This is a genomic window from Haladaptatus sp. (assembly GCF_049589095.1).
GTDB lineage: Archaea > Halobacteriota > Halobacteria > Halobacteriales > Haladaptataceae > Haladaptatus.
This window is the reverse complement of the sequence record NZ_JBAWAC010000275.1, coordinates 1-10,793: the sequence shown is the minus strand read 5'-3', so window position 1 is coordinate 10,793 and position 10,793 is coordinate 1. Positions and strand designations below refer to the sequence as shown.

Annotated in this window: 16 protein-coding genes, 2 tRNA genes and 1 pseudogene; 3 read left to right on the top strand and 16 right to left on the bottom strand. The window is 60.0% G+C overall.

The window, feature by feature from the left end:
- Window positions 1-258: pseudogene (locus WBV42_RS09005) on the top strand (methyl-accepting chemotaxis protein); the annotation flags it as partial.
- A 117-nt stretch (window positions 259-375) separates the two neighbouring features.
- Here the strand turns inward: WBV42_RS09005 and rpsB are convergent.
- From rpsB to moaA, 15 genes are all read right to left on the bottom strand, one after another.
- Window positions 376-1,152 (bottom strand): 30S ribosomal protein S2, encoded by a 777-nt coding sequence (gene rpsB / locus WBV42_RS09000; RefSeq protein WP_066142747.1) that lies wholly within the window; start codon window positions 1,150-1,152, stop codon window positions 376-378.
- Complete coding sequence (eno, locus tag WBV42_RS08995) at window positions 1,149-2,360, bottom strand: phosphopyruvate hydratase (RefSeq protein WP_423985725.1); 1,212 nt, start codon at window positions 2,358-2,360, stop codon at window positions 1,149-1,151. The genes rpsB and eno overlap by 4 nt, the downstream gene beginning before the upstream one ends.
- The gene (locus tag WBV42_RS08990) at window positions 2,357-2,539 is read right to left on the bottom strand and encodes a DNA-directed RNA polymerase subunit K (RefSeq protein ID WP_066142743.1); all 183 of its coding nucleotides are present in this window, start codon (window positions 2,537-2,539) and stop codon (window positions 2,357-2,359) included. The genes eno and WBV42_RS08990 overlap by 4 nt, the downstream gene beginning before the upstream one ends.
- The gene (locus WBV42_RS08985) at window positions 2,539-2,739 is read right to left on the bottom strand and encodes a DNA-directed RNA polymerase subunit N (RefSeq protein WP_018128667.1); all 201 of its coding nucleotides are present in this window, start codon (window positions 2,737-2,739) and stop codon (window positions 2,539-2,541) included. The genes WBV42_RS08990 and WBV42_RS08985 overlap by 1 nt, the downstream gene beginning before the upstream one ends.
- A 12-nt stretch (window positions 2,740-2,751) precedes the next feature.
- Entirely contained in the window at window positions 2,752-3,147 is a 396-nt protein-coding gene (locus WBV42_RS08980; protein WP_253227991.1) for a 30S ribosomal protein S9, read from the bottom strand.
- A complete protein-coding gene (locus tag WBV42_RS08975; RefSeq protein ID WP_423985724.1) occupies window positions 3,141-3,578 on the bottom strand; it encodes a 50S ribosomal protein L13 in 438 nt (145 codons plus the stop codon). The genes WBV42_RS08980 and WBV42_RS08975 overlap by 7 nt, the downstream gene beginning before the upstream one ends.
- Window positions 3,575-3,928, bottom strand: a complete 354-nt coding sequence (locus WBV42_RS08970) for a 50S ribosomal protein L18e (protein ID WP_066142734.1) — start codon at window positions 3,926-3,928, stop codon at window positions 3,575-3,577. The genes WBV42_RS08975 and WBV42_RS08970 overlap by 4 nt, the downstream gene beginning before the upstream one ends.
- 27 nt (window positions 3,929-3,955) lie before the next feature.
- Window positions 3,956-4,040 (bottom strand) — tRNA-Leu (locus WBV42_RS08965).
- A gap of 195 nt (window positions 4,041-4,235) precedes the next feature.
- Entirely contained in the window at window positions 4,236-4,982 is a 747-nt protein-coding gene (locus WBV42_RS08960) for a DNA-directed RNA polymerase subunit D (RefSeq protein WP_253227989.1), read from the bottom strand.
- A 3-nt stretch (window positions 4,983-4,985) separates the two neighbouring features.
- Window positions 4,986-5,372, bottom strand: coding sequence for a 30S ribosomal protein S11 (locus WBV42_RS08955; RefSeq protein ID WP_066142728.1), 387 nt, complete (start codon window positions 5,370-5,372; stop codon window positions 4,986-4,988).
- On the bottom strand, window positions 5,369-5,890 hold the full coding sequence (locus WBV42_RS08950) for a 30S ribosomal protein S4 (protein WP_423985723.1): 522 nt from the start codon (window positions 5,888-5,890) through the stop codon (window positions 5,369-5,371). Before WBV42_RS08950 ends, WBV42_RS08955 begins: the two co-directional genes overlap by 4 nt.
- Window positions 5,890-6,396 (bottom strand): 30S ribosomal protein S13, encoded by a 507-nt coding sequence (locus WBV42_RS08945; RefSeq protein WP_423985722.1) that lies wholly within the window; start codon window positions 6,394-6,396, stop codon window positions 5,890-5,892. Before WBV42_RS08945 ends, WBV42_RS08950 begins: the two co-directional genes overlap by 1 nt.
- A gap of 16 nt (window positions 6,397-6,412) precedes the next feature.
- Window positions 6,413-6,497 (bottom strand) — tRNA-Ser (locus tag WBV42_RS08940).
- Window positions 6,498-6,875: 378 nt separating this feature from the next.
- Window positions 6,876-7,664 carry a succinylglutamate desuccinylase/aspartoacylase family protein gene (locus WBV42_RS08935; RefSeq protein ID WP_423985721.1) on the bottom strand — a complete coding sequence of 263 codons (789 nt, stop codon included), beginning with the start codon at window positions 7,662-7,664 and terminating at the stop codon, window positions 6,876-6,878.
- Window positions 7,665-7,747: 83 nt separating this feature from the next.
- Entirely contained in the window at window positions 7,748-8,722 is a 975-nt protein-coding gene (gene moaA, locus WBV42_RS08930; protein WP_423985720.1) for a GTP 3',8-cyclase MoaA, read from the bottom strand.
- Window positions 8,723-8,911: 189 nt separating this feature from the next.
- On the opposite strand from moaA, the gene WBV42_RS08925 reads away from it, so the two are divergent.
- Both WBV42_RS08925 and WBV42_RS08920 read left to right on the top strand, forming a co-directional pair.
- The gene (locus WBV42_RS08925) at window positions 8,912-9,952 is read left to right on the top strand and encodes an Mrp/NBP35 family ATP-binding protein (protein WP_423985719.1); all 1,041 of its coding nucleotides are present in this window, start codon (window positions 8,912-8,914) and stop codon (window positions 9,950-9,952) included.
- A gap of 2 nt (window positions 9,953-9,954) precedes the next feature.
- Window positions 9,955-10,182, top strand: coding sequence for a hypothetical protein (locus WBV42_RS08920; RefSeq protein ID WP_423985718.1), 228 nt, complete (start codon window positions 9,955-9,957; stop codon window positions 10,180-10,182).
- A gap of 16 nt (window positions 10,183-10,198) precedes the next feature.
- Here the strand turns inward: WBV42_RS08920 and WBV42_RS08915 are convergent.
- On the bottom strand, window positions 10,199-10,793 hold a 595-nt coding region (locus tag WBV42_RS08915; RefSeq protein ID WP_423985717.1), incomplete at its 5' end, for a hypothetical protein.

Sequence of the window (10,793 nt, the reverse complement as noted above, 5' to 3'; positions counted from 1 at the left end):
GAAAATCAGCAGTCGATCGTCTCCGCGATTCAGGAGACCGATGTGGGGATCACCGAAATCGCCGACGCGACCGACGAACAGGCCGCCAGCGCCGAGGAAATCGCGAGCATCATCGACAACAGCGTCCACCGAAGCGAGAACGTCTCCGATTCGGTCGAGCGCATCGCCACGGCAAACGAACAGCAGACCGAGATGGTTGCCGACTTGGAACAGCGGATTCATTCCCTCGAAGCCGAAATCGAGCAGTCGCTGAACTGAATCCTGGACTTCTTTTCCACCGTCATCAGAATACTACCCCGAAATCACTGACTCCAGAACGCAATCGCTATCGACCATCGAGTTCGGAAAAGGCACAAATCGCGTCGAAAACGGCGGTTAAATCTCGCTCTCGAAGTCGTCGAGCGAGTAGGCTGGTTCGGCACCGCGGCGGTCGAGCGTCTCGTTGGCAAGCAGCCAGTAGACGACCGACAGCGCCTTGCGACCTTTGTTGTTCGTCGGGACGACGAGGTCCACGTTGCTCGTGGAGTTGTTGGAGTCACACATCGCGATGACGGGGATGCCGACCGTGATGGCCTCCTTAACCGCCTGTGCGTCTCCGATGGGGTCCGTGACGACCACGACGTCCGGCTCGATGTAGCCGTCGTACTTCGGGTTCGTCAGCGTACCCGGGATGAATCGACCCGTGCGGGCACGTGCGCCGACGGCGTCGGCGAACTTCTCGGCCGGGAAGCGACCGTACTGGCGCGAGGACGTGACCAGAATCTGCTCCGGGTTGTAGTCGGCGAGGAAGTTCGCCGCCGTACGGATTCGCTGGTCGGTCTTGCTCACGTCGAGGACGTACAGGCCGTCCGTGCGAACGCGGTGGATGAACCGCTCCATGTCCTCGGTCTTCTGCTGGGTACCGATGTGGACACCTGCGCCGAGGTAGTCCTCGACGGGAATGAGGAGGTCTGCCTCCTCGTCGCCGAGGACGTCCTCGTCGAACTGCGGTTCTTCTTCTTCGGTCTCGTCCGCCTGTGCGGCGACGTCGTCGTCAGGGTCGACGTCCGGTTCCGCACCGGACTCGCCGGTCGGTTCCGCGTCGATCTCCTCTTCCGCGGCGTCGAGACCGTCCGTTTCTTCTTCTACCTGTTCGGATTCGTTATCGCTCATAATCGTGATACGTTCTGCTCGATTCGGATGAGTTCGTTGAGCTTTGCGGTTCGCTCGCCGCTGACCGCACCCGTCTTGATGAACGGTGCGTCGGTCGCCACGGCGAGGTGTGCAATCGTCGTGTCCTCGGTTTCGCCACTACGGTGCGAGATGACCGGATCGTACCCGTTCTCGATCGCCAGTTCGACGGCATCGAACGCGTCCGAAAGCGTGCCGATCTGGTTCGGCTTGATGAGGATGCTGTTTCCGGCACCCTTCTCGATACCGTCCGAAAGTCGCTCGACGTTGGTGACGAACAGGTCGTCACCACAAATCAGCGTCTTGTCACCGACCTTCTCGGTGAGTTTGGCGAAGCCGTCGTAATCGTTCTCGTCCAACGGGTCCTCGACGTATGCGAGGTCGTACTCGTTCACGAGGTCCGCGAGATAGTCGATCTGTTCGTCGGTCGAACGGGTTTGGTCGCGGTACTGGTACTCGTCCGCGTCGGCATCGTACATCTCGGCTGCGGCCACGTCGATGCCGAATCGAATCTCGAATCCGAACTCGTCGGAAACGGTCGAAGTGGCTTCCTCCATGAGTTCGAACGCGTCGTCGTCGTCAATGGACGGTGCCCACGCACCTTCGTCGCCTTTGCCTGCCGGAATGTTCCGCTCGGCGAGGATGTCCGCGACCTCCTGGTGGACGGCCGCGTTGGCGAACACCGCGTCCTGGACGCTCGGCGCACCGACTGGTGCGGAGAGGAACTCCTGAATCGCCGTGGCGTCGGTGGCGTGTTCGCCACCCCCGATGACGTTCCCGAGTGGAATCGGGTAGTTGTCGCCACGGAACGCACCGCCGAGGTGCTGGTACAGGGGTGCACCGAGCACGTCCGCCGCGGCCTTCGCGGCGGCCATGCTGATGGCGACAGCGCTGTTCGCGCCGATCTCGGAGAAGTTGTCCGTCCCGTCCGCAGCGCGAAGGGTACGATCCACGTCACGCTGGTCGCCGACGAAGACGTTCCCTTCGAGCCGTGGGACCGCATGCTCACGAGCGGAGGCGATCGCCTCACTCGTATCGAGTTCGATCGCTTCGTACTCGCCCGTGCTCGCGCCGCTCGGTGCGGCTGCACGACCGAATCCGCCGCTCTCGGTCAACACGTCAGCTTCGACCGTCGTGTTGCCACGCGAATCGAGTATCTGACGGAGCCGGACGTTCTCGATTCGCGTCATTCTGCCCCCTCACGTCGAACCGAGAACGGTAGGACGCCAGCGTCGTACTCCTCTGCCGCGATGAGTATCGGCTGGGACTCCTCCGTTTCGACGAGAACGGGTGCGCCGTACGACACCTGCAGTGCACGTGCACCGAGGATTCGGGCTTTTTCGTATCGGGAGTATTGTTGTTGGGGCATTACTGATAGGGTGCGACGATGTCCACGAGGTCTTTGTGTGCGACGAGCATCCGTCGGCAGCAGTGGCGTTCGACACCGAGGTCGTCGAGGACCTTACCGGGGTCTTCGTTACCCATCTGCGTCTCGGCGCGTGCCTTGTACTCCTGCCAGTGTTCGCTCACTACGTTACCACACGTGAAACACCGGACTGGAATCATCATGGGTTGATCACCTTAACGGTAGGACTTCTGGTAGCGGGCGCGGGCACCGGGTCCACCCCACTTCTTCGGTTCGGATTGGCGGACGTCGTTGACCAGTAGGGAACGGTCGAACTCCATGAACGCGTCACGAAGTTCGGCGTCACCCATATACTGGACGAGGCCGCGAGCGATGGCGGTGCGGACGGCGTCTGCCTGTCCGGTGATGCCGCCACCCGAAACGCTCACTTCCACGTCGACTCCCTCACGCTCGTCGTCCGCGATGCGGAACGGTTCGAGCATCTTGAGGCGAGCCATTTCCGGTTCCACCAGTTCGACTGGCTTCGAGTTGATTCGTACACGACCTTCGCCGTCCGTAACCGTGGCGCGAGCGATGGCCGTCTTCTTCTTTCCGCTCGTGTTCGTTACCATGTGACGTTAGCACCTAGGTAGTCGCTGACTTCGCCCAGCTGGACGAAGCGGATGTTCGAGAGTCGGTCCAACGACGTCCCGTCGAGGATTTCGCCATCCTCGTCGTACGGGTTGCCGACGTAGACACGCACGTTCTCGAAGGCTTCTCGCCCTCGTGGCTTCTTGTATGGAACCATTCCCCGAATCGCTCGCTTTGCGAGCATGTCCGGACGCTTTGGGTAGTACGGCCCCTGATCGGAGCCGAGGTTGACGCGCGTCTCGAATTTGTCCAGTACGTCCTGTTTGCCGCCGGTGATGATAGCTTGCTCGGCGTTGACGACGGCGACCGTCTCGCCGTCCATCGCACGCTGTGCGACCTTGCTTGCGACGCGACCGAGAATACAGTCGCGTGCGTCGACGACGACATCTGCGTCGAATTCTGCGATACTCATCGAATCACCCGGACGTTGGAACCGCTGGGATTTTGTTCGATTGCCTGTTCGAGTTGGATCGGTTCGCCGTTTGCCTGCTGAATCTTCGTCTCCGCAGTCGACGAGAAGTCGACCGCAGCAACAGTGACGTTCTTCTGCAGGACGCCGCTACCGAGAACCTTACCGGGTACGATGACGGTCTCCTCTTCCTCCGCGTACCGCTCGATGCGGCCGAGGTTGACCTCTGCGTGCGTACTCCGTGGTTTCTCGAGGCGTGCTGCAACGTCGGTCCACACGTCGGCTCCCGAATCACGGGACACCGACTTGAGTTCGGCGATGAGACTACTGAGCCTCGGATTAGTTTTACTCATGCTACTTCCTCCAGTACAGAGAACGGATGCAGGGAGCAGGATTTGAACCTGCGGACTCCTACGAGACAGCGCCCTGAACGCTGCGCCGTTGGCCAGACTTGGCTATCCCTGCACGCTAAGAACACGTGCGTACCCTCGCGGGCAACACAGTGTTGTCCGTGGCCCTTAAAACCACTTTCGATTGTCGAGGCATTTCGTGCCTCGATTTCCGCGGACGGGAAGCGTCCGCGAGTCCGTCGCACTCGGGAGTTGACACTCCCGGTCGAATCGGCGGACACGTCAGGGAGGTTGTAAGGGCCGGTCATGGTTATAGTTGAATTGCCTGTTCGAGTTCGTCCGCACGTTCCGTGAGCGAATCGACGGCCTGTGTCACCAGTTCTTCGACGGTGAACGAGCCGTCACTTTCGACGTGGAACACGAACGCGTTCGGTACGTCGATGACCTCGACTTCCTTACCGGGGAACCGCTGTGTGAGGTCGTGGTCGAACGCCTCCGTCGGAACGAGTTCGCCATCGTCTTCGATGACGCCGCGAAGGATTCGCGGCTCTTCCTCCTCGAACTCGTCCCGGTCGCCGACGACTTCGACGCGCTGCAGGTGACGATAGCCGACCGCGACGCCACCTTGGTGTTTGGTGTGTTCCTTACCCGAACCGATCACCGCGTCGGCTTCCAGTTCGAGTCGTTGACCCTCTTTCAGGTCGATGATCGGGATGTTTTCGTCGGCGGGCTGGACCATCTCGTCGGAACTGATGAGGTCGCCCGAGAACGCGGTTCCCGGTCCCGAAACGTCGAGACTGAGCGTTACCGTGTCGCCCTCCTCGAACTCTCCGGGTGGCGTCGTCAGCGGGACGAGCCCGAGTCGCAGTCCGATCTGCTCGTCGAACATCACCGAGGAGTTCTCGATGACTCGGAGCGTATCGATGGACAGCGTCGGAACGTCCGCTATCATCGCTCGGCGAATCCCGTTCGCGAACGCCGGAGTGACGTTGCGAACGAGGAATCGCGATTTCCGTTCACCGCGGTCGATGAACTCTACGTCGAAGTCTTCGGTCATGGTTTAGAATCCACTACCTTTCGGTGCGCGGGTACCGTCGTGCGGAATCGGTGTTACGTCTTCGATACGTCCGATTTCGATACCGGCTCGTGCGAGTGCGCGAATCGTCGCCTGCGCACCCGGACCGGGGTTCTGCTGCAGGTTGCCACCGGGGCCACGCACGCGAATGTGCAGGCCGTCGATGCCAGCCGCTTTGACCTCTTCGGCGACCGTTTCGGCCATCTGCATGGCCGCGTACGGCGAGGACTCATCACGGTTCTGCTTGACGACCGTCCCACCGGACGACTTCGCGATCGTCTCGGCACCGGTCTGGTCCGTGATGGTGATGATGGTGTTGTTGAACGATGCGTGTACGTGGGCGATGCCCCATTTGTCGTCGTTGTCGCTCATTCGTTACCCTCCGAACGTTCGGGGTGAAGGTCGTCCGCAAGCGGGCTGTGCTCGTCGAAGGCGATGTCGCCTTCCTCGTCGATTTCGACTTTGGCCGAGGGAACCGACACGCGCTGACCGTTCACCGTGACGTGACCGTGCGTGATGAACTGGCGTGCCTGTTTCGGCGTGTGAGCGAGACCCTTTCGGTACGCGACGGTCTGGAGACGGCGCTCCAGCACGTCGGTGATGTCGAGCAGCAGCACGTCGCCGAGTTCGTCGCCATCACCGAGGATGCCGAGTCGCTTCAAGCGCGACAGGAACTCACTGCTCTCGTCGGCTTCGTCGCCCGAGATGTCGCCGAGCAGGGAACGAGCCTCGCGTCGGTAGTTGCGAAGCTCACTCTGTGCTCGCCAAAGCTCTTCTTTGTTCTTCAAGCCGTAGCGGTCCATCAGACCGCTTTCCTCGGCGATACGCTCGCCCTGGAATGGGTGGTTCGGCGTCTCGTAGAACTTGGTGTTCTCACCGGGGAGCGACATTATTCGTCAGCCTCCGCTTCTTCGGCCGCCGCTTCCTTGATCTCCTCGACGTTCACGCCGATCGTACCCTCGGTACGACCCGTAGACTTCGTTCGCTGACCGCGAACTTTCTGTCCACGCTTGTGGCGGACGCCTTTGTAGGAGTCGATCATCTGCATCCTGTTCAGGTCCCGACGGCGGGCCATCGACAGGTCGTTACCAGTTTCGTGGGTCGTCTCGCCGGAGAAGTATTCCTTGCGGTGGTTCGTGAGCCACTCAGGAACCTCGTCGGCGTAGTTTTCCACGGCTTCGACGACACTCTCGATGTCGTCCTCGTCGAGGCGGCCGAACGTCGCTGTTCGGTCGACGCCCGCCTCCTCGGCGATAATTCGAGCCGTGCGACGACCGATCCCGTTCATTCCGGCGAGGGATCGCTCTACGGACTTCGTCCCATCGAGGTCTGTTTGCCCGATGCGGACGAAGTACCGAAGGTCGTCGTCATCGTCCTGTGGTTGTTCGGTACTCATAGTTGATTGATTGGAGCGTCGAGGGAGGGATTCGAACCCTCGAGGCTTGACGCCACAGAGTTAGCAACCCTGCGCCGTGGGCCAGACTAGGCTACCTCGACACACTCGTTTGTGTATGTTCGCCCTTCCGGACTCGGGACGCACGTCCCTACAGATGTCTGCACTCTATTCTATCGGGGGTTACTATTTAAACGCAACGAATGACTTTCGAACAGTACGATAAACCGCCGCAAGGGGCACCGAGACTAGATACGCGCCGATGAAAAACGGTATCCAGAACACCCACAGTTCGAGCGTCGGAAACAGGTGACTTCCGTACGCACTCCCCAACGTCAACGCGAAGTAACCCGGCAATGCGAGCGTTGTCATAAGTCTGACATCAACCGCACCGAGAACCAGCGGGACGACTAACAGGAGATACCATCCCCAAACTGCCCGTCCGGCGAGTATTCGTCGAACGGCCGGATTTCGGCTCTGCTTCATGTTGACCGCCCTCCTCGCCGCTTGATTCCGTGACGGGAGAGCAGGTCGGTCGCTGCTGCGTTTTCCCATCGCGCTCTCGTATCCGTGTCGAGCAGAAACTTCGTCGTCTCGACGATGTACCCCGGTCTGCCGAGGTCACCCGCGACTTTGTGCACGAGCATCGGCCTCGATCCGTCGAGTTCGCCACCCCGACGATACTCGTGAAACGGCATGTACCACGGGACGACGCTCCCGTTCAACTGCTCCGCCGTCCGTTTTGCATATTCGGGTGCCGGATCCGAATCGGTCGGCCAGATCACTTGTCCCACCGACGACTCGTGATAGCCGTAAATCCCGAGCGAACGGTGTAGGTCCAGCACCATCTCCGGGTCGTGTCGTTCGACCACTCCCCAAATGGCTCGCGCCAACTTCGTCTTCGGCTCTTCACCGCTCGGGAACTGTCGGTTCAAGTCCCCGTGTGCACCTTCGCGCCGGTTCTTTCGAATCGCCACTCGGTTCGCCTTCGGAAGGACGACCAGTTTTCCACGTTCGATTTTCCAGCGAGCGATCTCGCTCGCGGCCCGATACCCACACCGTTCGTCGCCGTGGACCCCCCCGACGACCAACACCGTCGGGCCATCGCGTACTCCTTCCCGCACGAACACGCCCGTCTCGTACTTCGTTCCCGGGAGAAGACGATACGTCGGGTCGAGCATTGCCTGCCCACCCCCACTAGCGGCAACCGACAGCAGCGTACTTCCAGCGAGAAGCGTACCCGTCCTCGCGAGTAGTGTCCGGCGTCGCATACGAGAAGCGCCGCAGGCAACTATCATCAACCTTGTCGCCCTCGCGTGCGCGAAAAAGATAAAAAGCGATAAATAAAACAGGATCAGGCGTCGATGTACTGGTCGTCGATGTAGCGGTCGTTTATCTCCCACTCACCGTCGTCGTTCTGGATCATGTACTCACCGTAGTAGGGAACGCGATTTGCGACGGTCTCACGGAACGCCGTTCGAATCTCCGGTTTCGTCATCTCTCCCATCGGTCGGAGGTCGTCGTTACGGTTCAGACACCCTTTGAGGAATCCTTCGTGCGTGACGCGCACACGATGACAATTTGCACAGAAGCTTGGGTTCTCGACAGGGTCCACGATTTCCACCATCCCCTCTCCGACCCAGTACCGTCTTCGACCGTGCATTTCACGGATTTCGACCTCGTCAGCCTGCTCTTCGAGCCAATCGTGCACTCGCTGGATATCGATCGCCCATTCGGGATTGCCCGTCAACTCGGGCATGTACTCGATGAGCTGCAACTGCAGCCCATCGTTTTCCGCGACGTGCTCGACCATCTTGGGAACGTAGCCCGCCGTCGCCTCGAATACGACCATATTGAGTTTTACCGGGTCGAGTCCCGCGTCGAGTGCCGCTTCGACACCTTCGAGCACTTTGTCGTACGCGCCGCTGTTGGTCACCTCGGCGAACGCTTTCGGGTCGAGGGCATCCTGTGACACGTTCACCCGGGATAAGCCCGCCTCACGGAGTGCCTCCGCCCGTCCCGGGAGAAACGTCCCGTTCGTCGTGAGCGAGGTTTCCATCTCGTCTGGAGTCCGTCGAATGATCTCCTCCAAATCCTCTCGGAGCATCGGCTCACCGCCGGTGAACTTCACTTTCCCGACGCCGAATTCGCGGGCGACTTCCAGAAATCGAATCACGTCGTCGGTACTCATCTCGTCGTCGCCCGGTTCCATCGGGCCACGCGTGTCACCCAGGCCTTCGTTGTGACAGTAAACGCAATCGAAATTACACCGGTCGGTCAGTGAAACACGTACCCCCGTGACTTCACGCCCGAACGAATCTTCGAGCATCACTCACTTTTTGGTCCGAGTATTCTTAAAGTCGTGGGCGGGTGTATCCGAAACGTAACTGAATGTGGTTACCAGCTACTGAAAGGCTAGCGAAAATCAGCCACGAACCGTTCGGTTCACTGTCATCAGCCACGAGGACACCATCGGGTTCACAAGCCTTATCGACATATCGTACCCTATCATCATCACATGGATGAAACAGACGTTCGAGAGATTCTCCGAACGGTTCAGGACCCGGACCTCGGCGAGGATATCGTCTCCCTCGGCCTCGTCAACGATATCACCGTCGAGGACGGTATCGCACAGGTCTCGCTCGCACTCGGCGCACCCTACGCCCCCCATGAATCCGAAATCGCAAATCGCGTCCGCGAGGCGCTCGCCGATGAGGGGCTAGAGGCCGAACTCTCCGCTCGTGTCGATACCGAACTCTCCCCCGAGGAACAGGTCCTTCCCGGCGTCAAAAACATCATCGCAGTCGCTTCCGGAAAGGGTGGCGTCGGCAAGAGCACCGTCGCAGTCAACCTCGCCGCAGGACTGGCGAAACTCGGCGCACGCGTCGGCCTCTTCGACGCCGACGTGTACGGCCCGAACGTCCCTCGAATGGTCGATGCCACCGAGCGACCACGAGCGACCGAGGAACAGAAACTCGTTCCGCCGGTGAAGTTCGGCGTGAAACTGATGAGCATGGCCTTCCTCACCGGCAAGGACGACCCCGTCATTTGGCGCGGCCCGATGGTCCACAAGGTGCTCACGCAACTCTGGGAGGACGTCGAATGGGGAGAACTCGACTACATGGTCGTCGACCTGCCGCCCGGAACCGGTGACACACAACTCACCCTTCTCCAGAGCGTCCCCGTCACCGGTGCCGTCATCGTCACGACACCTCAGCAAGTCGCACTCGACGACGCGAACAAAGGACTCCAGATGTTCGGTAAACACGACACGGCCGTCCTCGGCATCGCCGAGAACATGAGCACGTTCAAATGCCCGGACTGCGGGAGCGAACACGACATCTTCGGCCACGGAGGCGGTGCCGCGTTCGCCGAAGAACACGACATGCCCTTCCTCGGGTCGATCCCGCTCGACCCCTCCGTCCGCAGCGGCGGCGACGAAGGAACTCCCATCGTCCTCGACGACGAGACCGAAACCGGCGACTCCTTCCGAACCCTCACCGAGAACGTCGCCAACAACGTCGGCATCATCAACCGCCGCCGACAGCAGCAGAAATAAGAATGGCAGGCGAAACCGAATCACTCGGACCGGACGAAGAACGGATGGAAACGCTCCGCGACATCGCCGACGACATACGCGGTGAGTCGAGCGAGAGCAGGTTGGTCGCCGCGATGCTCTACCGCGTGAGCGACCTGTTCGACCCGAACGAGGAGACGACGCCGCGCGACATCTTCGTGAATATGCGGACGATCATCCGGACGAAAGACGCCGGTGGCAAGGGAAAGTAGGCGGGAATCGTTCCGCTCAGCGCCACCGCCAGACGAACAGTAGTCCGATGAACAGGGCCGGGGTGAAGTAGATAATCGGAATGCCTTCGACTTCCTCATTTCCACTGAGTTTTTCGGCGGGACCCTGGGAGTACGTGTCGTTCGTATAGTGGTAGTGGTTGCTCATCCACGTCGGTCGAACGGGTTGGAACGATTCGTTCCACTGCTTGGTTTCCTCGCCAGCTTTCCCGGCGAATCCGACTTGATCTATCCCGCCGCTCTTCTTCGTCAGGTTGCCCGTGTAGAGACGTGCCTCCCCCGCTATTTTCGTGTCTTCTTTGTCGAGCAGTTCGACTTTGATCCGAGTGGAGTTATGGGGTTGTGGGGATGGCACATAGAAACTACCGTCCGTACCGAGCGTGTGAACGAACAATTTCGTTGAATATCGACGCATGGATGGGTTGACTATGGTGACGTACGCGACAGATGATGGCTTTCCGTCGATGGTTCCATCAGCCACCGTGACGTTCGCGATATAAGGGGTTGGAATCTTAGTTGTAGCAGAGGCGTTTATTTTCTCGGTAAAGTTGTAAGTTGTCAGGTTGCCATATGTTGAAACGGTTACTGAGTGG